The organism is Pseudomonas sp. GW821-FHT11D10 (assembly GCF_058808435.1).
Map to the genome: position 1 here is coordinate 307,187 of NZ_JBXARR010000001.1, position 22,919 is coordinate 330,105.

Below are 22,919 nucleotides of genomic sequence, written 5' to 3' on the forward strand. Positions count from 1 at the left end.
GGCTTTTTTTCGGGCATAAAAAAGGCGCCCCGAAGGACGCCAAAGATTCACCTCTTACCAAAGGAGCAAGGAGCTTCTAAAGGTGAATGGGCATTGCTCGTGAAACTCAGAGAATCGCCAGCGGGTATTCAACGATCACCCGCACTTCATCCAGGTCTGACTCGAATGCCGTGGCCCGGGTGGTGGCCTGGCGCAGACGCAGCGACAGATCCTTCATCGAACCGCTCTGCACCACGTATTTGACTTCGATATCACGTTCCCAGCGCTTCTGGTCGGTCAGCGGATTGCCGTCGGCATCGCGGCGCATGTACACGGCGTTGGCGTTGGAGTAATCGGCGTCGGTGCCGCGTGCGTAACGGGTCATGAACGACAGGCCTGGCACGCCATAGGTGGTCATGTCGAGGTCGTAGCGCACCATCCACGAACGCTCTTTCGGCGAGTTGAAGTCGCTGTACTGGATCGAGTTGTCGAGGAAGATCGAGTCGGACTGGCGCAGGTAATCGAAGTCGTCGTTGCCGTTGTTGCGCTGGTGGGAGAGGGCGACGGAGTGCGCGCCGAGTTTCACCCCGACGCGGCCGCTCCAGATGTTGTTGTCGAACTCGCCGAGCAATTGTTTGCCCTCGTCGACCGCCTTGTAGTAATTCAGGCCGCCGAACAGCGACAGGTCATCCGACAGCGGATACGTCCAGGCGGTGCCGGCGTAGTACTGGTTCCAGGCATCTTTGAGGCGGCTGGAGTACAGGCTGAAACTCAGGTTTTTGTTCAGCGCGTAATCGCCGCCGCCGTAAGCGATCCACGGCGAATTGACCGGGCCGGCATAGAAGGTCGCGAAGTTCTCGCGCAGGTCGCTGGACACCGGTTGGCTCATCGCATGCAACCGGCCGCCCTGGATCGACAGGCCTTCGATGCTGGTGTTGGTGGCCGTCACACCGCGAAAGCTTTCCGGCAGCAATCGCGAATCGCCCGCCGCGACCACCGGGTTGGCCGGGAACACATCACCGACTTTCACCACCGTATCGAAAGCGCGCACTTTGGCGGCGCCACCGACCTTGGTGTATTCGTCCCGCGCTTCACCGTCGCTGTTGACCGGCAACACATCGAACGAACTGCGGCCACCGTTGCGGCCGTCGCCGGTGTCGAGTTTCAGACCGATCATCGCAAATGCATCCACCCCGACCCCGACGGTGCCCTGGGTGAAGCCGGATTCGAACTTGCCGATGATGCCGTGGGCCCAGGCTTCGGAATAACCATTGCCGGTGGGACTGGACTGGCCGTTACGGTGGTCACGGTTGAAATAGAGGTTACGGTTGAGGACCGTCAGGCTGCTGCCTTCGATAAAACCTTCGGGTTTTTCTTCTGCAAACACCGTGGACGGCCCGGCGCCGACAACCACTGCCAGAGCGGCCATCGACATTTTTGTGTTGTTAACCATCAATCACTCCTTGGGTTCGGCAGAACGGGAACGAGCTTCGGCGTGGGTTTTATTGTTCGACGGGCAAGGGGCTCGCCGGGAGAGTCGCCGGGTGACATCGTTGCAGGCTGCAGATAACGCGGAGGTGATTGGGGAATTACAATTTTGTTAGATCCCGGAAGTCAGGTCAGAGCCGCAAGGTGGTCGATCGTTTGTGGAAAACGCTCGACCAGTCGAATGAGTGTCGTCGCTTGGGCATTTGGCGTTGCTCGACCTTGTTCCCAGTTTTCGAGGGTTCTAGTGTTGGTTCGCAGGTACATGGCGAAAACTGACCGGGAGAGGTTGAGTTGCTGGCGGATCGCAACAACTTCCTCGGCAGTGATCGGCAATAGTTTGGGTAACTGGACTTTGTGGGTGCGAAGGGTGACCTTGCCTTGGCGCTCGTCGGCCAAAGCCTCAAGGCCCTCCATCAGTTCGGAAAAAATGTCACGTTTCATATTTGGGTTCTCGTGTTGATTTCTGTATCCAGCGCCTGTTTGAAGACTCTTTTCTGTGAAGGCAACAGATCGTCTTGCTCGTTTTTGCTGTACACGGTGAACAGCCAGAATTGGTCGAAACCAGACCACCAGTAATAAATCACTCGTAATCCGCTGCGCTTGCCCTTACCGCGTCGTTGGTCGCAGAAGCGAATTTTGCGCAGCCCGCCCGTGCCTTCGATGAGGTCGCCCGCTTCAGGATTTTTCAGCAGCTCCAACTGAAAGCTGCGAAACAGATCATCATCCAGGTAATCGTCCCGGTGCTTCTGGAACGCGGGTAATTCGATAAAAAGAGCATCCATGTTCTGTACGTTACCTGCGTATAGTTTTGTCCCGATGATCGAATTGGTCAAGGCCTCCAGGCCATCCTTTTCGCCCCCTTTTCAACGGTAGTCACCGATCGTAAAAACACCTGTAGGACGAGTCGGCCAGTGTGGTGGGAGCGTTCGACTATTTAGGGAAGAGCCTTGCGATTGACTCGTCGGATCAATCCGCAGCACTATCGGGCCATGACCACCCAACTTCGAATGACCATGATGTGCTCCTCCATGACCGCTTCCGGCGGGCCATAGGTCATGCATGTCTGGTCAATGACGTGTTACCCAAAGCCCCGCCAGAAATGGACGGGGCTTTTTCATTGCCCGTCCGCACATGGCTCAAGGAGAGAGAAATGTTCGAAATGAAAAGAGCCGAACCGGACGATGCCGGGATAGCGTTCGAGATTCGGCGACTGGCGATCCGGCATCAATGCATCGGTCCCTACAGCGAGCAGCAAATGCTCGACTGGACAAAGGGCTCGGCGGCAGACGGTTATGACACGCTCATGCAGAAGCATTTCTATCTGGGTTACGTTGAGGGGGAACCCGTGGCAACCGGCATGCTCGATCTGGAGCACCGCGAAATCGGCGCAATCTTCATCCATCCGGATTTCATGCAGCGCGGTCTGGGTAAGCGTGTGCTGCACTTTCTGGAAGCGCTGGCACAGGATCTGGGACTGACAGAGGTTTGTCTGGATGCGACGTTGAATGCCGCTGATTTTTATCGGCGCTGCGGTTACGTCGGGGAGGGGAGTGCGATCTATCAATCGCCTTCAGGTCTGCAACTGGCCTGCGTGCCGATGGTGAAGAAACTCAAGACGGTCTAGACGCAAAAACGGCACCCGAAGGTGCCGTTTTTGTTTGTAGCCAGCTATCGCTCTAAGCGATCAGCCCGCCAGGCCCGATTGCTGAACCAGGGTCAGCAACGGTTGTGGGTAGACGCCGAGGAAGAACGCAACCAGGGCGATCGCCAGCAGCATCACGCCGCCTGCTTTCTGTTCCCAGTGCAGTTGGGCGTCGTGGCGGCGCAGGTTCGGTTCGATCAGGTACAGGGTGACCATCACGCGCAGGTAGTAGAACACGCCGATGGCGCTGCCCAGAACCAGCGAACCTACCAGCCACCATTGGTGCGACTCGACACCGGTGGCGATGATGTAGAACTTGCCGATGAAGCCAGCGGTCAGCGGGATACCGGCCAGGGACAGCATCATCACGGTCAGTACGGCGGTCAGGTACGGACGGCGCCAGAACAGGCCGCGGTACTCGTACAGCGCGTCTGCGTCACGGCCGTTGTACGGCGAGGACATCAGGGTGATCACGCCGAAGGCGCCGAGGCTGGTGATCACGTAGGTGACCAGGTACACGCCGATGGCTTCCACCGCCAGACCCTTGCTCGCCACCAGTGCGATCAGCAGGTAGCCGAAGTGCGCGATGGACGAGTAACCGAGCAGACGCTTGAGGTTGCTCTGGGTCAGGGCCAGCAGGTTACCGAACAGGATCGAAGCGATGGCGATGATGGTCAGTACGTTGCTCAGAACGCCACTGCTTGCAGCAGGGGAGATCTGGAACAGACGAACCATGACCGCGAACACGGCCACTTTCGACGCGGTGGCGAGGAACGCGGCCACCGGTGCCGGAGCACCTTCGTACACGTCCGGCGTCCACAGGTGGAACGGTACCAGCGACAGCTTGAACGCCAGACCGATCAGCATCATGCCCAGGCCCAGTTGCGCCAGCGAGCTTGGCAGGCCGGTCGCGGCCAGTGCCTGACCGATGCCGACGAAGCTCAGCGAACCCGAGTCGGCGTACAGCAGCGCCATACCGAACAGCAGGAACGCGGAACCGGCGGCCGACAGCACCATGTACTTGATGCCGGCTTCCAGCGAACGCTTGTTGAAGAAGGCGTAGGCCACCAGACCGTAGACCGGCACCGACAGCAGTTCCAGACCGATGAACAAGCCGGCCAGGTGCTGCGCGCTGACCAGCACCAGGCCACCGGCGGCGGCCATCAGGATCAGCAGGTACAGTTCTTCACGGTTGCCCGGGTAACCCGAACCGCCATCGCCGAGGTAGGCGTGGGCAAGGGTGACGCAAGCGAGGGTGGCGACCAGGATCAGCGCCATGTACAGGCAGGCAAAGGTGTCGATCTGCAGCAATGGAGTCACGGCCAGAGGCGCGACTTTCAGCGCTGGCAGGATCGACAGCAAGGCCAGGTTCAGACCGGCCACCGAAATCAGGAAGGTCTGCGAGTGGTTGCGGCGCCAGGCGATTGCCAGCATCACCACGATAATGGTGAGGCTGGTGATCAACAGTGGCGCAAGCGCAATAAAGTGTTGAATCGTGAATTCCATAGCGCTCTTACCGGGCCGAAGCGAGTTGAGTGAAGGCGGTGCCGAGCCACTGCTGCACGCCATGCATCGTGGCGGCAGAAGTGTCGAGGAACGGTTGCGGGTAGACGCCGAGGTAAATCAGCAATACCGCAAGGCCCAGCACCATGATCAGTTCGCGACCGTCCATGCCGTGCAGGATCGAATCCGATTTGGACGGACCGAAGTAGGCACGGTGAATCATGATCAGCGAGTAGACCGAACCGAACACCAGACCGGAGGTGGCAATCGCGGTGATCCATGGAGCACTGGCGAACGTACCGATCAGGATCAGGAACTCGCCGACGAAGTTACCGGTACCCGGCAGACCCAGAGAGGCGGCTGCGAAGAACAGGCTGATCGCCGGCAGGTAAGCGATACGCGACCACAGACCGCCCATCTCACGCATGTCACGAGTATGCAGACGCTCGTAAAGCTGACCGCTGAGGATAAACAGTGCCGCCGCCGACAGACCGTGCGCCAGCATCTGGATCACGGCACCTTGCAGTGCCAGTTGGCTGCCGGAGTAGATGCCGATCAGTACGAAGCCCATGTGGGAAACGGACGAGAAGGCGATCAGACGCTTGATATCGGTTTGTGCGAAAGCGAGGAACGCACCGTAGAAGATCCCGATCAGACCGAGGGTCATGGCGATCGGCGCGAACTCGGCCGAAGCGTTCGGGAACAGCGGCAGGGCGAAACGCAGCAGACCGTAGGCTGCGGTTTTCAGCAAGATACCGGCGAGGTCGACGGAACCTGCAGTCGGCGCCTGGGCGTGAGCGTCAGGCAGCCAGGAGTGGAACGGAACCACTGGCAGCTTGACCGCGAAGGCGATGAAGAAGCCGAGCATCAGAATGTACTCGGTGGTCATCGACATCTTGGTCTTCAACAGATCGGCGTAGTTGAAGGTGATCACGCCGGTGCTGTTGTAGTTGACCAGGACCAGACCGAGGATCGCCACCAGCATGATCAGGCCGGAAGCCTGAGTGAAGATGAAGAACTTGGTCGCCGCGTAGATCCGGGTTTTCTTGCCGTCCGAAGAACTGTGACCCCAGAGCGCGATGAGGAAGTACATCGGCACCAGCATCATTTCCCAGAAGAAGAAGAACATGAACAGGTCGAGGGCGAGGAACACGCCGACAACGCCGCCCAGGATCCACATCAGGTTCAGGTGGAAGAAGCCAACGTGACGTTGAATCTCTTTCCACGAGCAGAGTACCGACAGGATACCCAGCAGACCGGTCAGCAGGATCATCAGCAGCGACAGGCCGTCGAGGGCCAGGTGCACGTTGATGCCGAAGCGCTGGATCCAGACGTGCTTGAACTCAAGCGCCCAGGTCGGATCGGCGCCAGGCGCCGGTGCAAATGAATAGTCACCGTGGGCCCACAGCCAGAGGCCGAGGGCGAGTTCCAGGGTCATGGTCAACAGCGCAATCCAGCGGGGCAGGGTAGCGCCGAAGCGCTCACCCATCCAGCACAGCAGGCCGCCGATGAAGGGGATCAGGATTAGCCAAGGCAGAATCATGACGGGCTCGTTTCCTTTCGCAAATTCGCAAGGTTCATATCAGACCGCTACCAGCACGACAGCGCCGATGACCAACACGGCACCAGCAGCCATCGAAGCAGCGTACCAACGCAGTTGACCGGTTTCGGTACGGCTCAGGGCGGTGTGACCACCCTTGGCCATACGCGGGATCAGACCGATGGTCTGGTCGAGCGGGTCTTTGCGCAGCATGTGGCTGATCGCAAGGTACGGCTTCACGAACAGTTTGTCGTAGATCCAGTCGAAGCCCCAGGCAGCGAACCACCAGGCCGAAAGGAGACGGCCGATACCGCTGTTGGCGATCGCGGTCACGAAGCGACGCTTGCCGAGGAACAGCAGGGCCGCCAGCAGGATACCGGCCAGGGCGATGGCGCCCGAGGCGATTTCCAGGCTGTGCTTGGCTTCGCCACCGGCATGGCCAACGCTCTCAGGCAGTACGCCGTGCAGCGGTGGAACGATCATGGCGCCGACGAAGGTCGACAGCACGATCAGCACCGACAGCGGCAGCCAGTGAGCGATGCCGTGACCGGCGTGGGCTTCGGTCTTGGCTTCACCGTGGAACGCGATGAAGATCAGGCGGAAGGTGTACAGCGACGTCATGAATGCGCCGACCAGACCTGCATAAAGCAGACCGTGGTTGCCGCTGGCGAACGCTTCCCAGAGGATTTCGTCCTTGGAGTAGAAGCCTGCGGTGACCAGTGGCAGAGCGGCCAGGGCGGCACCACCGACGATGAAGCTGGCGTAGGCCAGCGGCAGTTTCTTCCACAGGCCGCCCATCTTGAAGATGTTCTGCTCGTGGTGGCAGGCAACGATCACCGCACCGGAAGCAAGGAACAGCAGGGCCTTGAAGAAGGCGTGGGTCATCAGGTGGAAGATCGCGCCTTCCCAGGCGCCAACGCCCAGCGCCAGGAACATGTAGCCGATCTGGCTCATGGTCGAGTAGGCGAGGATACGTTTGATGTCGGTTTGCACCAGCGCGGCGAAACCGGCCAGTACCAGGGTCACACCACCGACGATGCCGACCAGGTGCAGGATGTCCGGCGCCAGGGCGAACAGACCGTGGGTACGGGCGATCAGGTAGACACCGGCAGTCACCATGGTTGCGGCGTGGATCAGTGCCGAAACCGGGGTAGGGCCGGCCATCGCGTCCGCAAGCCAGGTCTGCAGCGGCAGTTGAGCCGATTTACCGACCGCACCACCCAGCAGCATCAGGGTCGCCAGCACGATCCAGAAATCGCCGACCTTGAAGTGCTCAGGCGCTTTCACCAGCAGTTCCTGGACGTTCAGCGTGCCCAGTTGCTGGAACAGGATGAACAGGCCGATCGCCATGAACACGTCGCCGATACGGGTGACGATGAAGGCTTTGAGTGCGGCGTTACCGTTGTTGCGGTTGCTGTAGTAGAAACCGATCAACAGGTACGAGCACAGGCCCACGCCTTCCCAACCGAAGTAGATGAACAGCAGGTTATCGCCCAGGATCAGGAACAGCATGCTGGCGATAAACAGGTTGGTGTACGAGAAGAAGCGCGAGTAACCGTCTTCGCCACGCATGTACCACGATGCAAACAGGTGGATCAGGAAGCCGACTCCGACGACCACACCGAGCATGGTCACGGACAGACCATCCAGGTACAGCGCGAAGTTAGGCTGGAAACCTTCCACCGACATCCAGCGCCACAGCACCTGGGTGTAGACGCCACCTTCCGGTGGAGCGACGTTGAATTGCCAGATCACGTAGGCCGCGACGATGGCAGACAGGCCGATGGAGCCGACACCGATCAGCGCCGACAGGTTTTCCGAGAAGCGGCCGCGCGAGAACGACAGCAGCAGGAACCCGATCAGAGGGAATACGAAAGTCAGAAAGAGTAGGTTCATCCGCGCATCTCACTGGCAGCGTCGATATCGAGCGTGTGGAAGCGGCGATACAGTTGCAGCAGGATCGCCAGGCCAATACTGGCTTCGGCGGCTGCAAGGCTGATCACCAGGATGAACATGATCTGTCCATCCGGTTGCGCCCAGCGGGCGCCCGCAACGATGAAAGCCAGTGCAGAGGCGTTCATCATCACTTCCAGACTCATCAACACGAACAAAATGTTGCGGCGGACCATCAGGCCGACCAGACCAAGGCAGAACAGGATGCCGGCGACGGCCAATCCATGTTCGAGAGGGATAGCAGGCATGTCTTACTCCTTCGCCTCGTTACGGCCCAAATGGAACGCCGTGACGGCTGCAGCGAGCAGCAGCATCGAGGCGAGTTCGACCACCAGCAGATACGGACCGAACAGGCTGATGCCCACGGCTTTTGCATCGACGGTGGTGTGGCCGATGGCCTGACCGCTCTGGTGAGCGAACAGCACATACAGCAGTTCGGCCAGCAGCAGGGCGGCGAGAATCACCGGCCCCGCCCAGATCCCGGGCTTGAGCCAGGTGCGTTCCTGCTGAACCGAGGCCGGGCCCAGGTTCAGCATCATCACCACGAACACGAACAGCACCATGATGGCGCCAGCGTAGGCGATCACTTCCAGCACGCCGGCGAACGGAGCGCCGAGTGCGAAGAAGGTCATGGCCACGGCGATCAACGAAATGATCAGGTAGAGCAGGGCGTGCACAGGATTTGTGTTGGTGACCACACGCAGTGTGGACACAACAGCGATACCCGATGCGAAATAGAAAGCGAATTCCATCGTTCTTCCTTAAGGCAGCAAGCTCTTCACGTTGATCGGCTCGGCTTCGTTTTGTGCGGCGCCTTTCGGCTTGCCCGCAACGGCCATACCTGCAACACGATAGAAGTTGTAATCAGGGTTTTTGCCGGGGCCGGAGATCAGCAGATCTTCTTTCTCGTACACCAGGTCCTGACGTTTGAACTCGGCCATCTCGAAATCCGGGGTCAGTTGGATCGCGGTGGTCGGGCAGGCTTCCTCGCAGAGACCGCAGAAAATGCAGCGCGAGAAGTTGATACGGAAGAAGTCCGGGTACCAGCGACCGTCTTCGGTTTCAGCTTTCTGCAGCGAGATGCAACCCACCGGGCAGGCCACGGCGCACAGGTTGCAGGCTACGCAGCGTTCTTCGCCGTCGGGGTCGCGGGTCAGGACGATGCGGCCACGGTAGCGTGGTGGCAGGTAGACCGGCTCTTCCGGGTATTGCAGGGTGTCGCGCTTGCGAAAGCCATGGCCGAAGACCATGACCAGGCTGCGTAACTGGGTACCGGTACCCTTAACGATGTCGCCAATATATTTGAACATGGGTCAAATCCTCACTGAACCGCAACCGCAGGCGTGTTCCACAACACGATTGCAGCGGTCACCAGCAAATTGATCAGGGTCAGTGGCAGGCAGAATTTCCAGCTGAAATCCATCACCTGGTCATAACGCGGACGCGGGATGGAAGCGCGCAGCAGGATGAACAGCATGATGAAGAACGCGGTCTTCAGTGCGAACCAGACGAAGGACAGTTGCGGCAGGATGCCGAACGGACCGTGCCAGCCACCGAAGAACAGGGTGACCAGCAGCGCCGAGATCAGGATGATGCCGATGTATTCACCGACGAAGAACATGCCCCATTTCATACCGGCGTATTCAATGTGGTAACCGTCGGCCAGTTCCTGTTCCGCTTCCGGCTGGTCGAACGGGTGACGGTGAGTCACGGCCACGCCAGCGATGAAGAAGGTACAGAAGCCGAAGAACTGCGGAATGATGAACCACAGGTTCTGCGCCTGGTACTCGACGATGTCGCGCATGTTGAACGAGCCGACCTGCACCACGATGCCCATCAGGGCCAGGCCCATGAACACTTCGTAGGACACGGTCTGCGCCGAGGCACGCAAGCTGCCCAGCAGGGCGAACTTGTTGTTGCTCGACCAGCCGGCGAACAGCACCGCGTAGACCGAGAGACCCGCCATGGCGAAGAAGAACAGCAGGCCGATGTTCAGATCCGCCACGCCCCAGGTCGGGGTGATCGGGATGATCGCGAACGCGATCAGCAGGGCGGACATGGCCACCACCGGTGCCAGGGTGAAGATCACCTTGTCGGCAAACGGCGGGGTCCAGTCTTCCTTGAAGAACATCTTCAGCATGTCGGCCGCGATCTGGAACATGCCGAAGGGGCCAACGCGGTTCGGACCGTAACGGTCCTGCCACCAGCCCAGCAGGCGACGCTCGACAAAGCTGAGCAACGCGCCTGCGACCACCACGGCCAGCAGGATCACGATGGCCTTGATGACCGTCAGGATCACATCGATCACTTCAGGGGTGAACCAGGTCATTGCGCTGCCTCCTGCAGACCATCAACGGTTTGGCCGAAAATCGCCGGCGGAATGCCTGCCAGACCGGCCGGCAGTGCAACCAGGCCAGCGCCCAGCTCTTCATTGATGCGCAGTGGCAGACGCAGGGTCTGGCCGGCAACATTGAGGCTCAGCAGTGCGCCGTCGTTGACGCCCAGGCGGTCCGCTTCGGACTTGGCCAGTGCAACGTAGGCGGCCGGGATGCGTTCCTGGACCGGAGCGGCTTTCGACGAGTTCTCGTCGCTGCCGAACAGGTGGTAGAACGGCACGGCTTGCCAGGTGCCCTGGGCCGGGTTGAACGCGCGCGGAACACTGGCGAACCAGTTCAGCGAATCACCGGTGCTTTCGATCAGGCGGGTGCCCGGATCGCCAGCGCGCAGGTGACCACCGACTTCGTCCTGGAACTTGTTCCAGGCTTGCGGCGAGTTCCAGCCCGGCGACCAGGCGAACGGCACTTGCTGACGAGGTTCGGCGGAGCCCGAGTAACCTTCCATCGAGAAGGCGAACGCGGTGTCCTTGTCTTGCGGGGTGCGTGGTTCGTGAACGCTGATGTCGGCGCGCATCGCGGTGCGACCGGAGTAACGCAGCGGCTCACGCGCCAGTTTCAGACCCTTGATGCGGAACGAGGCGGACGGTGCGGCGTCGACGATACGGGCCAGTTGCGTGGTGCTCGAAGCAACGGCAGCGGTCACGTGGTCGAGTTGCGTCCAGTCGATCGGCTGGTTCAGCAGGGTGGCGCGCAGGGCGTGCAGCCAGCGCCAGCCTTCGTGGACCAGAATGCTCGCGTCCATGTATTGCGGGTCGAAAACCTGGAAGAAGCGCTGGGCGCGACCTTCCTGGCTGACCAGCGTACCGTCGCCTTCAGCGAAGCTGGCGGCTGGCAGAACCAGATGCGCGCGATCGCTGGTGGCGGTCTTCTGATGGTCGGCAACGATCACTACTTTCGCAGCGTTCAGTGCCGCATCGACCTTGGCCTTGGCGGTACGGGTGTACAGATCGTTTTCCAGCACGACGATGGCGTCGGCCTTGCCGTCGATGACCGCTTGCAGCGCGGCATCAACCGATTCGCCACCGAGCATGGCCAGACCGAGGCTGTTGGCTTCCGGCACGATCAGGCTGATCGAACCGTTCTTCTCGCGCAGCTTCAGGGCCTTGGCGATGTTCGCAGCGGCTTCGATCAAGGCTTTGGAGCCCAGCGAAGTACCGGCGATGATCAGCGGACGCTTGGCGGCGAGCAGGGCGTCGGCGATGCGCTTGGCCAGTTCCAGGGCTTCGGCGTCCAGACCTTCAACGGCCGGTGCGCTGGCGTCCAGGGCGTGAGCCACGGCGAAACCGATGCGTGCCAGATCGTCAGGAGCGGCGTGCACGCATTCTTCGGCGATGTCGTCGAGCTTGGTTTCAGCCAGGCTGGCGATGAACAGCGGGTTCAGCTCGTGCTGACCGATGTTCTTCACCGCGGCGTCGAGCCAAGGCTGAACGCGCATGGCTTCGGCCATGTCTTCGGCCTTGCCTTTTACCGACTGACGCAGGGCCAGGGCCATGCGGGCGGCGGTCTGGGTCAGGTCTTCACCGAGGACGAACACGGCGTCGTGGTCTTCGATGTCGCGCATGTTCGGCACTGGCAGCGGGCTGTCTTTCAGCACTTGCAGGACCAGACGGATGCGTTCCAGCTCGGAGGCTTCGATACCGGAGTAGAAGTGCTCGGCGCCCACCAGTTCACGCAACGCGTAGTTGCTTTCGAGGCTGGCACGCGGCGAACCGATACCGACGATGTTGCGACCGCGCAGCAGGTCGGCGGCTTTATCCAGCGCGTCGTCCAGGCTCAGCTTGGTGCCGTCGGCCAGCAGCGGCTGACGTGGACGGTCGGTGCGGTTGACGTAGCCATAACCGAAACGGCCACGGTCGCACAGGAAGTACTGGTTCACCGAACCGTTGTAACGGTTTTCGATGCGACGCAGTTCGCCGTAACGCTCGCCCGGGGAGATGTTGCAACCGCTGGAGCAGCCATGGCAGATGCTCGGCGAGAACTGCATGTCCCACTTGCGGTTGTAGCGCTCGGAGTGAGTCTTGTCGGTGAACACACCGGTCGGGCAGACCTCGGTGAGGTTGCCGGAGAACTCGCTTTCGAGGGTGCCGTCTTCAACGCGACCGAAGTACACGTTGTCGTGGGCGCCGAATACACCGAGGTCGGTGCCGCCGGCGTAGTCCTTGTAGAAACGCACGCAGCGGTAGCAAGCGATGCAGCGGTTCATTTCGTGGGAAATGAACGGGCCCAGTTGCTGGTTCTGGTGGGTACGTTTGGTGAAGCGATAACGGCGCTCGTTGTGGCCGGTCATCACGGTCATGTCTTGCAGGTGGCAGTGACCGCCTTCCTCGCACACAGGGCAGTCGTGCGGGTGGTTGGTCATCAGCCATTCAACGACACTGGCGCGGAACGCCTTGGATTCTTCATCGTCGATGGAGATCCAGGTGTTGTCGGTGGCAGGGGTCATGCAGGACATGACGATGCGACCACGGGTGTCGTTCTCGTCGGTGTACTGCTTGACCGCGCACTGGCGGCAGGCCCCGACGCTACCAAGCGCGGGGTGCCAGCAGAAATAAGGGATGTCGAGGCCCAGCGACAGACATGCCTGTAACAGGTTGTCTGCCCCGTCGACTTCGAGCGCTTTGCCGTCTACGTGGATAGTGGCCATGGTTCAAAGGTCTTCGTTGGCCCGGTGTCAGCGGGCGTGGCTAATGGAATCTTGTTATCCGTCCGAATCCAGTCAGCCCCGAAAGGCGTCATCGGACGAAAGGCGAAGGGCACGGACCCTTCGCCTTTTTTAAGCGTTTACGCGCCGACTACGATCGGCTTCGCCAGAGGCGGGACGGCGGCGCTTGCAGGCGCGATACCGGCTTCGAACTCTGGACGGAAGTATTTGATGGCACTGCCCAACGGCTCCACGGCACCCGGTGCGTGAGCACAGAAGGTCTTGCCCGGGCCGAGGAAGTTGACCAGACCCAGCAGGGTCTCGATGTCGCCTGGCTGACCGCGGCCTTGTTCGATGGCCATCAGCAGCTTGACGCTCCATGGCAGGCCATCACGGCAAGGGGTGCAGAAACCACAGGATTCGCGGGCGAAGAACTGCTCCATGTTGCGCAGCAGGGACACCATGTTGACGCTGTCGTCCACCGCCATGGCCAGGCCGGTACCCATACGGGTGCCCACTTTGGCGATGCCGCCGGCGTACATTTGTGCGTCGAGGTGTTCCGGCAACAGGAAACCGGTGCCGGCGCCGCCTGGCTGCCAGGCTTTCAGCTTGAAGCCGTCGCGCATGCCGCCGGCGTAGTCTTCGAACAGTTCGCGACCGGTCACGCCGAATGGCAGTTCCCACAGGCCAGGGTTCTTGACCTTGCCGGAGAAGCCCATGAGCTTGGTGCCCATGTCTTCGCTGCCGTCGCGGGCCAACGATTTGTACCAGTCCACGCCGTCGGCGATGATCGCCGGTACGTTGCACAGGGTTTCAACGTTGTTCACGCAGGTCGGCTTGCCCCAGACGCCAACGGCGGCAGGGAAGGGCGGCTTGGAGCGCGGGTTGGCGCGGCGGCCTTCGAGGGAGTTGATCAGTGCGGTTTCTTCACCGCAGATGTAACGCCCGGCGCCGGTGTGGACGAACAGCTCGAAATCGAAGCCGCTGCCCAGGATGTTCTTGCCCAGCAGGCCGGCTGCCTTGGCTTCTTCCACGGCACGGTTCAGGTGCTTGGCAGCGGTGGTGTACTCGCCACGCAGGAAGATGTAGCCACGGTAGGTTTTCAGCGCGCGGGCACTGATCAGCATGCCTTCGATCAGCAGATGGGGCAGTTGCTCCATCAGCATGCGGTCTTTCCAGGTGTTCGGCTCCATTTCATCCGCGTTGCACAGCAGGTAGCGGATGTTGATGGATTCGTCCTTTGGCATCAGGCCCCACTTCACACCAGTGGGGAAGCCTGCACCGCCGCGACCTTTGAGGCCGGCGTCTTTCACAGTCTGGACGATGGCGTCCTGATCCATGTCGGCGAAGGCCTTGCGCGCAGCGGCGTAACCGTTCTTGGCCTGGTACTCGTCGAGCCACACGGCTTCGCCGTCGTCACGCAGGCGCCAGGTCAGCGGGTGAGTCTCGGCCGAACGCTGGATGCGGTTGGCAGGACCGAAAGAGGTCAGGGTCATACGTAGCCCTCGAGCAGTTTGGCGACGCCGGCAGGCTGGACATCGCCAAAGGTGTCGTCATCGATCATCAGCGCCGGTGCCTTGTCGCAGTTGCCGAGGCAGCAGACCGGCAGCAGGGTGAAACGACCGTCGGCGGTGGTCTGACCCAGGCCGATACCCAGGTTGTTCTGGATTTCGCTGACCACCGACTCGTGGCCGCCGATGTAGCAGACCATGCTGTCGCAGACGCGAATGATGTGACGGCCGACCGGCTGACGGAAGATCTGGCTGTAGAACGTGGCCACGCCTTCAACGTCGCTGGCCGGGATGCCGAGGATCTCGCCGATGGCGTACAGGGCGCCGTCCGGCACCCAGCCGCGTTCCTTCTGGACGATCTTCAGGGCTTCGATCGACGCCGCGCGCGGGTCTTCGTAGTGATGCAGCTCGTGCTCGATGGCCGAGCGCTCGGTTTCACTCAGGGTGAAACGGTCTGTCTGGATAAGCGTGCTGTTCATGCTTAGCGGTCCACGTCGGCCATAACGAAATCGATACTACCCAGGTACGCAATCAGGTCCGCGACCATGCTGCCTTTGATCACCGAAGGGATCTGTTGCAGATGCGGGAAGCTCGGAGTACGGATCCGGGTACGGTAGCTCATGGTGCCGCCGTCGCTCGTCAGGTAATAACTGTTGATGCCCTTGGTCGCTTCGATCATCTGGAAGGATTCGTTGGCCGGCATGACCGGTCCCCACGAAACCTGCAGGAAGTGCGTGATCAAGGTTTCGATGTGCTGCAGCGTGCGCTCTTTCGGCGGCGGCGTGGTCAGCGGGTGATCCGCCTTGTACGGGCCTTCCGGCATGTTGCGCAGGCACTGGTCGATGATCTTGACGCTCTGGCGCATCTCTTCGACGCGAACCATGCAGCGGTCGTAGGCATCGCCGTTGGCAGCCAGCGGCACTTCGAACTCGAAGTTCTCGTAGCCGGAGTACGGACGCGCTTTACGCAGATCGAAGTCGCAACCGGTGGAGCGCAGGCCGGCACCGGTGACGCCCCATTCCAGGGCCTCTTTGGTGTTGTACTGGGCAACGCCGATGGTACGACCCTTGAGGATGCTGTTCTGCAGGGCGGCCTTGGTGTATTCGTCGAGGCGCTTCGGCAGCCATTCAACGAAGTCTTTCACCAGTTTTTCCCAGCCGCGCGGCAGGTCGTGAGCGACGCCGCCGATGCGGTACCAGGCCGGGTGCAGACGGAAACCGGTGATGGCTTCGATCACCGTGTACGCCTTCTGGCGGTCGGTGAAGGTGAAGAACACCGGAGTCATGGCGCCGACGTCCTGGATGTAGGTGCCCAGGAACAGCAGGTGACTGGTGATCCGGAAGAACTCGGCCATCATGATGCGGATGACGTCGACCTTCTCTGGCACCTTGATGCCGGCCAGCTTCTCGACCGAGAGCACGTACGGCAGGTTGTTCATCACGCCGCCGAGGTAATCGATACGGTCGGTGTACGGAATGAAGCTGTGCCAGGACTGACGCTCGGCCATCTTCTCGGCGCCACGGTGGTGGTAACCGATGTCCGGAACGCAGTCGACGATCTCTTCACCGTCCAGTTGCAGGATGATGCGGAACGCACCGTGAGCCGAAGGGTGGTTCGGACCCAGGTTGAGGAACATGTAGTCCTCGTTCGCCCCGGAACGCTTCATGCCCCAGTCTTCAGGACGGAAGCGCGCGGCTTCTTCCTCAAGCTGTTGCTTGGCCAGGTTCAGGCTGAACGGATCGAATTCGGTGGCGCGCGCCGGGAAGTCCTTGCGCAGCGGGTGACCTTCCCAGGTCGGCGGCATCATGATGCGCGACAGGTGCGGGTGACCTTTGAAGTCGATGCCGTACATGTCCCAGACTTCACGCTCGTACCAGTTGGCGTTCGGCCAGATGCTGGTGACGGTCGGCAAGCTGAGGTCGCTCTCGGACAAGGCGACCTTGATCATCACGTCACTATTACGTTCCAGCGACATGAGGTGATAGAACACGGTGAAATCGGCACCGCTCGGCAGCCCTTGACGCTTGGTGCGCAGACGCTCGTCCACGCCGTGCAGGTCATAGAGCATGACGTACGGCTTGGGCAGGTTGCGCAGGAAGGTCAGGACTTCGACGAGTCTGGCGCGAGCCACCCACAGCACCGGCATGCCGGTGCGGGTCGGCTGAGCGGTGAACGCTTCGGCGCCAAAACGGTTGTTCAGTTCGACGACCACATCCTGGTCGTCTGCCTTATAAGGCGGGATGTACAGAGCACTGCCTGTAGTCATGGTTATTTTTTCGCTTTCGGTCAACGTAAAGAATGAAGCCAGCTTCTCGTTTCTTTGAAACAGACTGGATCAGACTTCGTCAGGGCTGCGCAGGTTGGTGACTGCGATTCGCTGTTCGCGGCGCTGTTCCTTCTGCGAAGGCATGTCGGCGCGATAAACGCCTTGATCGCCAACGACCCAGGAAAGTGGGCGACGCTCCTGGCCAATGGATTCCTGCAACAGCATCAAGCCTTGCAGAAATGCTTCTGGACGGGGCGGGCAGCCAGGTACGTAGACGTCAACGGGCAGGAACTTGTCCACCCCCTGAACCACGGAGTAGATGTCGTACATGCCGCCGGAGTTGGCGCACGAACCCATCGAGATCACCCACTTGGGCTCGAGCATCTGCTCGTACAGGCGCTGAATGATCGGCGCCATCTTGATGAAGCAGGTCCCGGCGATAACCATGAAGTCGGCCTGACGCGGTGATGCCCGGATAACTTCGGCGCCGAAGCGCGCGATGTCGTGGGGCGCCGTGAAGGCGGTGGTCATTTCCACGTAGCAGCACGACAGACCGAAGTTGTACGGCCACAGGGAGTTCTTACGTCCCCAGTTGACCGCGCCACTCAGCACGTCTTCCAGCTTGCCCATGAAAATGTTTTTGTGGACTTGATCTTCTAACGGATCGGAAACGGTTTCCCGCTGGCCGATCGGATACTGCTCGTTAGGAGCATCGGGGTCGATTCTGGTGAGATTGTATTGCATTGCCAAAGCCTCATTGTTTCAGCTTCGCCTGCCGCTTGCGACGAGCTTCCGGAGCCCAGTCAAGGGCGCCCACTCGGAACAGGTAGACAAGACCTGCCAACAGAATTGCTATGAAAACGAGGGCTTCGACGAATCCGGTCCAGCCGCTTTCGCGGACGGACACAGACCATGCAAAGAGAAAGAGGGCTTCGATATCGAAGATCACGAAGAGCATCGCGACCAGATAGAATTTGGCTGAGAGCCGCAAGCGGGCGCCACCGGTAGGTAGCATGCCGGACTCGAACGGTTCGTTTTTGCTGCGGCCCCAGGCTTTTGACCCGAGGAGGCTGGAGACGCCGAGCATGAAGGCACACAGGCCGACTACACCCAGAAGGAAAATGGCAAAGCCCCAGTTGTGGGCCATGAGTCCTGTCGCTTCGGGCATGCTGGAAATCCTTAACAGAGAGCAAAGGTCTCTGAGCTTGATAAAGAAATAAGGCAGTGACGATATGTCGCAGCAATCAATCGCGCTGATTTTATGGCTAAACACCCGGCAAGTAAAATTCCTATAGCGAAATTATTTATTGGAATAAGGACATAGCGCACCTCGAAGGGCCCGCAGCCCATGCGTTGCGGGCATTAGCCGGAATTTCACGAATTATGTTTTGTAGGAAATGTAACGAACATAGTTGCCGCTAAATGATAATTAATATCGTTTGGAGTGATTTCGTAACTGTTTAACGGGTCAGTAGTTGGGAAGTTGTCTTATATGCGCGTTACTGCAAGTAGCGGCGGCGCCCGTTTTAGCCGATTTTCGCGATGCGGATACCGCTCTGGATCAATGTTTTGCCTGACAGGTTGTGCCAATCCCTGAGGTGCCCGGAAAACCGCAGGCAAAAAAAACGCCCCGAACCAGTCGGGGCGTCAGTTTTTCGGCAATGCGGTTAGCTTTCTATACGGTCCGCAAAGGCCGTTCGCTCAGGCGAAGTCGATCAGTGGAACTGTTCTTCTTCGGTCGAACCGGTCAGCGCGGTCACCGAGGACGTGCCGCCCTGGATCACGGTGGTCATGTCGTCGAAGTAGCCAGTGCCCACTTCCTGCTGGTGAGCCACGAAGGTGTAACCCTTGGCGGCGTCAGCGAATTCCTGCTCTTGCAGCTTCACGTAGGCAGTCATGTCGTTGCGGGCGTAGTCGTGCGCCAGGTTGAACATGCTGTGCCACATGTTGTGAATGCCGGCCAGGGTGATGAACTGGTGCTTGTAACCCATGGCGGACAGTTCGCGCTGGAACTTGGCGATGGTCGCGTCGTCCAGGTTTTTCTTCCAGTTGAAGGAAGGCGAGCAGTTGTACGACAGGATCTGGTCCGGGTATTCCTTCTTGATCGCTTCGGCGAAACGACGGGCTTCGTCCAGATCTGGTTTAGCGGTTTCGCACCAGATCAGGTCGGCGTACGGCGCGTAGGCTAGGCCACGGGCGATTGCCTGGTCCAGACCGGCACGAACCTTGTAGAAACCTTCCTGGGTACGATCGCCGGTTACGAACGGCTTGTCATACGGGTCGCAGTCGGAAGTCAGCAGGTCGGCAGCGTTGGCGTCGGTACGGGCCAGGATGATGGTCGGTACACCGGCAACGTCGGCAGCCAGACGAGCAGCGGTCAGCTTCTGCACGGCTTCCTGGGTTGGAACCAGAACCTTGCCGCCCATGTGGCCGCATTTCTTCACGGAAGCCAGCTGGTCTTCGAAGTGAACGCCGGCGGCGCCTGCTTCGATCATGCTCTTCATCAGCTCGTAGGCGTTCAGTACGCCGCCGAAACCGGCTTCGGCGTCAGCCACGATTGGCGCGAAGTAGTCGATGTAGCCATCGTCGCCCGGGTTCTTGCCGGCTTTCCACTGGATCTGGTCGGCACGACGGAACGAGTTGTTGATGCGTTTGACCACGGTTGGAACCGAGTCCACCGGGTACAGCGACTGGTCCGGGTACATCGATTCGGCGGAGTTGTTGTCCGCAGCGACTTGCCAGCCCGACAGGTAGATCGCCTGGATACCGGCTTTGACCTGTTGCACAGCCTGGCCGCCGGTCAGGGCGCCCATGCAGTTGACGAAATCTTTCTCTGGGCGGAAGGACGGCTTGGCACCCTGGGTGACCAGGTTCCACAGTTTTTCGGCGCCCATTTTTGCAAAGGTGTGCTCTGGTTGAACCGAGCCACGCAGACGGACGACGTCAGCAGCGGAGTAATTGCGAGTCACGCCTTTCCAGCGCGGGTTTTCAGCCCAGTCTTTTTCAAGGGCTGCAATTTGCTGTTCGCGTGTCAGTGCCATGGAGATAAACCTCGTCGCGTCTTTATGAAAAGTTGTTCTGCGGTGGAAAATTCCTTGCGCTCGCTGACCAGAAGCTTAGGTGGTCAGGTCGGGTTCGGCGGGGCAGGCGACGGGATGAACGATGGGCTCGAGGGGAAGTGAGCAGGTAAAGGCGAACTGGCGGGCGCATTCGGGCGTCGTGGGCCTTTATGCGAACTACAGTGTAAAGCCGGGTTACCTAATTACGCTTCCGTCCCTCGGGACAACTTCGTTCCAGTCGGCAACCTCGTCAAACACACCTTGTGGGCGGTACAGACACGAAACGGCTCGCGGGGATGGGTGCGAGCATCGCTTCGAAGGCCCTTGCCAGGGCCTCTGATTAGCGGGAGCGAGGCCATCATGCCTTCGCTTTTTTGGCTCGTCAAACGTTTTGTAGTGCTTTTTTTCAAGCACTACATCTTTCGTCTAATACGACTAATCAGTCAGTTTTTGGTGCTTTAGTCCAGCGTGTCGACTTTCACCCTTAACGTCATGTCATCACGGCCTTGAGTCGAGTAGCTGCGGGCCAGGCCCTGTTTGTCGGCCTGGGTCTGACGATTCACGCCAGCGAGGGTGATCCATTCGCCCAGGCGTCCGGTGACGGTTGTGTCGGTGCTTTGCACGTTCACTACATCGGGACGTTCCTGGCTCATGCGGTCACGGTTGGTACTGATGGCCAGGTGAACGGTTTCGCCGGTGACGCTGGCAGTGACGTAAAACCCTTGGGTGACGTTGCGATATTGAGTCTGGCTGCTGTAATCGCCGTAGGAGTTGGTCTGGCTGCTGGTGATCGGCACGCTCTGGCCGACCTGGATCAGCGCCGGTGCACCTTCGCTGGCCTGGATCTGCTGAATGCCGCCGTCACGGCTGGCAGTGCTGCGGCTGATGATGCGGGTCTGCGCGCCGTTGACCGAATAGCCTTCGTCGCCCCGACCGTTGTTTTCGTTGGTGTCGACCGTGATCAGCAAGCGCTTGGGCGCGGTGTCGAGCTGCGAGAGCAGGTCCTTGAGCTCTTCGATCTTGCCGGGCTCGGCCTTGACGATCAGCTGGTTGCCATAGGCGCTGACCTGACCGTCCTTGCCAAGGAAATCCTGGGCCACCGGCAGCATGTCGGCGCTGGTGTGGTACTTGAGGGGCACGATTTCTGTGGCTGCCATCACCGAAAAACTGCAGCCGAGCAGCAGGGTGGTGAGCAGGGTGCGTAGGGACATGTCCGTTATCTCCGCTTTCGAAAGGCTTGATATTGCCAGTTTGTCGGCCCGGGGTGGGGCAAGTTGAATCGTAGACAGCAAAACGCCCCGGCATCGTGAGATGGCGGGGCGTTTTGCGTGTTACGTGATCGTTCAGGCCGAATGACGAACCATATCGACATGCGGAATCCCGGCTTCGAGGAATTCCTCGCTGACCAGGTTGAAACCCAGGCGCTCATAGAACGCCGTGGCCTGTACCTGGGCGCTGAGCATCTGCTGCTTCAGGCCGCGAGCTTCCGCTTCGGCAATCACCGCTTGCATCAGCGCATCGCCGACCTTCAGGCCGCGCCAGTCCTTCAGTACCGAAACCCGGCCGACATGCCCGTCAGGCAAGAGGCGGGCGGTGCCGATCGGAAAGTCGCCTTCGAAAGCCAGGAAATGCACCGCCGTGGCGTCATCGGCGTCCCACTCAAGCTCGGGTGGAACCGATTGTTCGGCAATGAACACCGTTTCGCGAATGCGGCGGATCTCGGCGTTGTCCTTTTGCCAGTCTGCAACACGTACGCGAATCTTATTCATCGTCGGCGAACCCCAGGCTTCCCTGTTTGACCAGTTCGCACAGCAGGCCGCGACCGTCTTCGTCGCTCAGCCAGTCACCGAGGTTGTCGGTGTGCAGGGCGTCGGCGGAGCAGATCAGCTTCAGCAGTTCGCGCAGCTTGCCCGGCAGGTAACGGCTCTGGCCGCTGGCGAACAGCAGCAGATCGTCATCGACGTCCGACCAGGCCAGGCGCGCGCTCGGGTTGCGGATCAGGATGGCGCCGTCTTCGAGCGCGCCGAGGAGGTCTTCTTCCTCGACTTCTTCCGGGCCGACCACCAGTTCCGGGTAACGCGGTTCGGTCATGTACTGGCCGAACCAGGTCAGAAGCAGGCGTTCGTCGCTCATGTGCTCGGCGAGCAACGCTTTCAGGCGGCCGAGTGCATCGTGCTGGATCTGATGTGGGTCATCGCTGACCGGCTTGGCGTCGGCGTCGGTGTAGCGCTCTTCGTCAGTCAGGAACTGGCTGAGGAAGTCGGTGAAGTGGGTCAGCACTTCAGCGGCGCTCGGGGCGCGGAAGCCGACCGAGTAGGTCATGCAGTCATCGACGGCAACACCGCAGTGGGCCAGGCGCGGCGGCAGGTAGAGCATGTCGCCCGGTTCCAGGACCCACTCTTCTGTCTCGTGGAATTCGGCGAGGATGCGCAGGTCCGCGTGTTGCAGCAGCGGGCTTTCGGAGTCGCACATCTGGCCGATTTTCCAGTTGCGCTTGCCGTGGCCTTGCAGCAGGAACACGTCGTAGTTGTCGAAGTGCGGACCAACGCTGCCACCCGGGGCGGCGAAGCTGATCATCACGTCGTCGACGCGCCAGCTTGGCAGGAAGCGGAAGTTTTCCAGCAGCTCGCTGACTTCCGGTACGAACTGATCGACGGCCTGCACCAGCAGGGTCCACTCGCGCTCCGGCAGTTTGCTGAATTCGTCTTCGGCGAACGGGCCGCGACGCAGTTCCCAGGGACGCTCGCCGTGCTCGATCACCAGACGCGATTCAACTTCTTCTTCCAGGGCCAGGCCGGCGAGTTCGTCGGCGTCGATCGGGCTTTCGAAATCAGGAATCGCCTGACGGATCAGCAGTGGTTTTTTCTGCCAGTAATCGCGCATGAATTCGCGCGCCGTAAGACCACCCAGAAGTTGAAGAGGAATATCGGGATTCATATGT

General features: G+C 60.2%; 21 protein-coding genes. 1 reads left to right on the top strand and 20 read right to left on the bottom strand.

From position 1 onward, the window contains the following. Positions 1–106: 106 nt before the first annotated feature. The 3 genes from AC1RT4_RS01460 to AC1RT4_RS01470 all read right to left on the bottom strand — a co-directional run bounded on the left by AC1RT4_RS01460 (position 107) and on the right by AC1RT4_RS01470 (position 2,249). Entirely contained in the window at positions 107–1,432 is a 1,326-nt protein-coding gene (locus AC1RT4_RS01460) for an OprD family porin (RefSeq protein ID WP_493083078.1), read from the bottom strand. Positions 1,433–1,593: 161 nt separating this feature from the next. Next, positions 1,594–1,908, bottom strand: a complete 315-nt coding sequence (locus AC1RT4_RS01465) for a helix-turn-helix domain-containing protein (RefSeq protein ID WP_007951468.1) — start codon at positions 1,906–1,908, stop codon at positions 1,594–1,596. After that, positions 1,905–2,249, bottom strand: a complete 345-nt coding sequence (locus AC1RT4_RS01470; RefSeq protein WP_096822369.1) for a toxin — start codon at positions 2,247–2,249, stop codon at positions 1,905–1,907. Before AC1RT4_RS01470 ends, AC1RT4_RS01465 begins: the two co-directional genes overlap by 4 nt. A gap of 368 nt (positions 2,250–2,617) precedes the next feature. Between AC1RT4_RS01470 and AC1RT4_RS01475 the strand changes: the two genes are divergently transcribed. Continuing rightward, entirely contained in the window at positions 2,618–3,091 is a 474-nt protein-coding gene (locus tag AC1RT4_RS01475; RefSeq protein ID WP_493083080.1) for a GNAT family N-acetyltransferase, read from the top strand. A 60-nt stretch (positions 3,092–3,151) separates the two neighbouring features. Here AC1RT4_RS01475 and nuoN read toward each other — a convergent pair whose 3' ends face one another. The 17 genes from nuoN to AC1RT4_RS01560 all read right to left on the bottom strand — a co-directional run bounded on the left by nuoN (position 3,152) and on the right by AC1RT4_RS01560 (position 22,915). Further along, positions 3,152–4,615 carry an NADH-quinone oxidoreductase subunit NuoN gene (gene nuoN / locus AC1RT4_RS01480; RefSeq protein ID WP_007951465.1) on the bottom strand — a complete coding sequence of 488 codons (1,464 nt, stop codon included), beginning with the start codon at positions 4,613–4,615 and terminating at the stop codon, positions 3,152–3,154. Positions 4,616–4,622: 7 nt separating this feature from the next. Then, positions 4,623–6,155: an NADH-quinone oxidoreductase subunit M gene (nuoM, locus tag AC1RT4_RS01485; RefSeq protein ID WP_007951464.1), complete on the bottom strand. Its 1,533-nt coding sequence runs from the start codon at positions 6,153–6,155 to the stop codon at positions 4,623–4,625. Between the two features lie 39 nt (positions 6,156–6,194). After that, the gene (nuoL, locus tag AC1RT4_RS01490) at positions 6,195–8,048 is read right to left on the bottom strand and encodes an NADH-quinone oxidoreductase subunit L (protein WP_007951463.1); all 1,854 of its coding nucleotides are present in this window, start codon (positions 8,046–8,048) and stop codon (positions 6,195–6,197) included. Further along, positions 8,045–8,353, bottom strand: coding sequence for an NADH-quinone oxidoreductase subunit NuoK (gene nuoK, locus AC1RT4_RS01495; RefSeq protein WP_003180046.1), 309 nt, complete (start codon positions 8,351–8,353; stop codon positions 8,045–8,047). Before nuoK ends, nuoL begins: the two co-directional genes overlap by 4 nt. 3 nt (positions 8,354–8,356) lie before the next feature. Beyond that, positions 8,357–8,857, bottom strand: coding sequence for an NADH-quinone oxidoreductase subunit J (gene nuoJ, locus AC1RT4_RS01500; protein WP_007951462.1), 501 nt, complete (start codon positions 8,855–8,857; stop codon positions 8,357–8,359). Positions 8,858–8,866: 9 nt separating this feature from the next. Next, positions 8,867–9,415 carry an NADH-quinone oxidoreductase subunit NuoI gene (gene nuoI / locus AC1RT4_RS01505; RefSeq protein ID WP_007951461.1) on the bottom strand — a complete coding sequence of 183 codons (549 nt, stop codon included), beginning with the start codon at positions 9,413–9,415 and terminating at the stop codon, positions 8,867–8,869. An 11-nt stretch (positions 9,416–9,426) separates the two neighbouring features. Then, positions 9,427–10,434, bottom strand: coding sequence for an NADH-quinone oxidoreductase subunit NuoH (gene nuoH / locus AC1RT4_RS01510; RefSeq protein ID WP_007951460.1), 1,008 nt, complete (start codon positions 10,432–10,434; stop codon positions 9,427–9,429). After that, the gene (gene nuoG, locus AC1RT4_RS01515; protein ID WP_007951459.1) at positions 10,431–13,145 is read right to left on the bottom strand and encodes an NADH-quinone oxidoreductase subunit NuoG; all 2,715 of its coding nucleotides are present in this window, start codon (positions 13,143–13,145) and stop codon (positions 10,431–10,433) included. The genes nuoH and nuoG overlap by 4 nt, the downstream gene beginning before the upstream one ends. A 137-nt stretch (positions 13,146–13,282) precedes the next feature. After that, complete coding sequence (gene nuoF / locus AC1RT4_RS01520) at positions 13,283–14,638, bottom strand: NADH-quinone oxidoreductase subunit NuoF (protein ID WP_007951458.1); 1,356 nt, start codon at positions 14,636–14,638, stop codon at positions 13,283–13,285. Then, a complete protein-coding gene (gene nuoE / locus AC1RT4_RS01525; RefSeq protein ID WP_003223804.1) occupies positions 14,635–15,132 on the bottom strand; it encodes an NADH-quinone oxidoreductase subunit NuoE in 498 nt (165 codons plus the stop codon). The genes nuoF and nuoE overlap by 4 nt, the downstream gene beginning before the upstream one ends. A gap of 2 nt (positions 15,133–15,134) precedes the next feature. Further along, entirely contained in the window at positions 15,135–16,919 is a 1,785-nt protein-coding gene (gene nuoC / locus AC1RT4_RS01530; RefSeq protein WP_179694430.1) for an NADH-quinone oxidoreductase subunit C/D, read from the bottom strand. A gap of 69 nt (positions 16,920–16,988) precedes the next feature. Then, positions 16,989–17,663, bottom strand: a complete 675-nt coding sequence (locus AC1RT4_RS01535) for a NuoB/complex I 20 kDa subunit family protein (RefSeq protein WP_007951456.1) — start codon at positions 17,661–17,663, stop codon at positions 16,989–16,991. Between the two features lie 10 nt (positions 17,664–17,673). Further along, positions 17,674–18,087 (bottom strand): NADH-quinone oxidoreductase subunit A, encoded by a 414-nt coding sequence (locus tag AC1RT4_RS01540; protein WP_003223812.1) that lies wholly within the window; start codon positions 18,085–18,087, stop codon positions 17,674–17,676. A 547-nt stretch (positions 18,088–18,634) separates the two neighbouring features. After that, positions 18,635–19,960 (bottom strand): isocitrate lyase, encoded by a 1,326-nt coding sequence (gene aceA, locus AC1RT4_RS01545; RefSeq protein WP_127798722.1) that lies wholly within the window; start codon positions 19,958–19,960, stop codon positions 18,635–18,637. Between the two features lie 476 nt (positions 19,961–20,436). Then, positions 20,437–21,189, bottom strand: a complete 753-nt coding sequence (locus tag AC1RT4_RS01550; RefSeq protein WP_085609247.1) for a secretin N-terminal domain-containing protein — start codon at positions 21,187–21,189, stop codon at positions 20,437–20,439. Between the two features lie 132 nt (positions 21,190–21,321). Then, on the bottom strand, positions 21,322–21,747 hold the full coding sequence (locus tag AC1RT4_RS01555) for a GNAT family N-acetyltransferase (protein ID WP_007951452.1): 426 nt from the start codon (positions 21,745–21,747) through the stop codon (positions 21,322–21,324). Beyond that, on the bottom strand, positions 21,740–22,915 hold the full coding sequence (locus AC1RT4_RS01560) for a ribosomal protein uL16 3-hydroxylase (protein WP_007951451.1): 1,176 nt from the start codon (positions 22,913–22,915) through the stop codon (positions 21,740–21,742). The genes AC1RT4_RS01555 and AC1RT4_RS01560 overlap by 8 nt, the downstream gene beginning before the upstream one ends. Positions 22,916–22,919 lie beyond the last annotated feature (4 nt).

Coding starts and splice junctions, on each gene's coding strand:
- AC1RT4_RS01465 (WP_007951468.1), bottom strand. CDS start 1,908: ATGAAACGTGACATTTTTTCCGAACTGATGGAGGGCCTTGAGGCTTTG.
- nuoF (WP_007951458.1), bottom strand. CDS start 14,638: ATGACCCTGACCTCTTTCGGTCCTGCCAACCGCATCCAGCGTTCGGCC.
- nuoK (WP_003180046.1), bottom strand. CDS start 8,353: ATGCCTGCTATCCCTCTCGAACATGGATTGGCCGTCGCCGGCATCCTG.
- nuoL (WP_007951463.1), bottom strand. CDS start 8,048: ATGAACCTACTCTTTCTGACTTTCGTATTCCCTCTGATCGGGTTCCTG.
- AC1RT4_RS01540 (WP_003223812.1), bottom strand. CDS start 18,087: ATGCCCGAAGCGACAGGACTCATGGCCCACAACTGGGGCTTTGCCATT.
- nuoM (WP_007951464.1), bottom strand. CDS start 6,155: ATGATTCTGCCTTGGCTAATCCTGATCCCCTTCATCGGCGGCCTGCTG.
- nuoN (WP_007951465.1), bottom strand. CDS start 4,615: ATGGAATTCACGATTCAACACTTTATTGCGCTTGCGCCACTGTTGATC.
- nuoH (WP_007951460.1), bottom strand. CDS start 10,434: ATGACCTGGTTCACCCCTGAAGTGATCGATGTGATCCTGACGGTCATC.
- AC1RT4_RS01555 (WP_007951452.1), bottom strand. CDS start 21,747: ATGAATAAGATTCGCGTACGTGTTGCAGACTGGCAAAAGGACAACGCC.
- nuoC (WP_179694430.1), bottom strand. CDS start 16,919: ATGACTACAGGCAGTGCTCTGTACATCCCGCCTTATAAGGCAGACGAC.
- AC1RT4_RS01475 (WP_493083080.1), top strand. CDS start 2,618: ATGTTCGAAATGAAAAGAGCCGAACCGGACGATGCCGGGATAGCGTTC.
- AC1RT4_RS01460 (WP_493083078.1), bottom strand. CDS start 1,432: ATGGTTAACAACACAAAAATGTCGATGGCCGCTCTGGCAGTGGTTGTC.
- AC1RT4_RS01560 (WP_007951451.1), bottom strand. CDS start 22,915: ATGAATCCCGATATTCCTCTTCAACTTCTGGGTGGTCTTACGGCGCGC.
- aceA (WP_127798722.1), bottom strand. CDS start 19,960: ATGGCACTGACACGCGAACAGCAAATTGCAGCCCTTGAAAAAGACTGG.
- AC1RT4_RS01550 (WP_085609247.1), bottom strand. CDS start 21,189: ATGTCCCTACGCACCCTGCTCACCACCCTGCTGCTCGGCTGCAGTTTT.
- nuoJ (WP_007951462.1), bottom strand. CDS start 8,857: ATGGAATTCGCTTTCTATTTCGCATCGGGTATCGCTGTTGTGTCCACA.
- AC1RT4_RS01470 (WP_096822369.1), bottom strand. CDS start 2,249: ATGGATGCTCTTTTTATCGAATTACCCGCGTTCCAGAAGCACCGGGAC.
- nuoE (WP_003223804.1), bottom strand. CDS start 15,132: ATGAACAGCACGCTTATCCAGACAGACCGTTTCACCCTGAGTGAAACC.
- nuoI (WP_007951461.1), bottom strand. CDS start 9,415: ATGTTCAAATATATTGGCGACATCGTTAAGGGTACCGGTACCCAGTTA.
- AC1RT4_RS01535 (WP_007951456.1), bottom strand. CDS start 17,663: ATGCAATACAATCTCACCAGAATCGACCCCGATGCTCCTAACGAGCAG.
- nuoG (WP_007951459.1), bottom strand. CDS start 13,145: ATGGCCACTATCCACGTAGACGGCAAAGCGCTCGAAGTCGACGGGGCA.